Source organism: Kitasatospora putterlickiae (assembly GCF_039527695.1).
In the GTDB taxonomy this organism is placed as follows: Bacteria; Actinomycetota; Actinomycetes; order Streptomycetales; family Streptomycetaceae; genus Kitasatospora; species Kitasatospora putterlickiae.
In genome coordinates this window covers 1,919-2,207 of record NZ_BAAAKJ010000497.1, presented here as the reverse complement: position 1 = coordinate 2,207, position 289 = coordinate 1,919, and the positions used below count along the sequence as shown (strand labels likewise).

At 75.8% G+C, this 289-nt stretch carries 1 pseudogene; it reads left to right on the top strand.

The features are described from left to right. Positions 1–289 (top strand): annotated as a pseudogene (locus ABD308_RS37905) (hypothetical protein); the annotation flags it as partial.

Here is a 289-nt window from a genome sequence, read left to right as displayed (position 1 = left end):
GGAAGTCCTCGACGCGCTGCGGCAGTTCCTGGAGGAGGCCGCCGCCGACCGCCCGCTGGTGGTCGTCCTGGACGACCTCCACCGCGCCGCCGACTTCGTCCGCTCCTTCGTCGAGGACCTCACCGTCCGGCTCGGCCCGGTCGCCCTGCTGCTGATCGCCGGCGCCCGCTCCGAACTGCTGCACACCAGGCCCTCCTGGGGGTGCGCCAAGCGCCGCTCGGTCCTGCTGCACGTGGCGCCGCTGTCCACCGCGGCCACCGCCACCGTGATCGGCGCCGCCTCCGGCCGC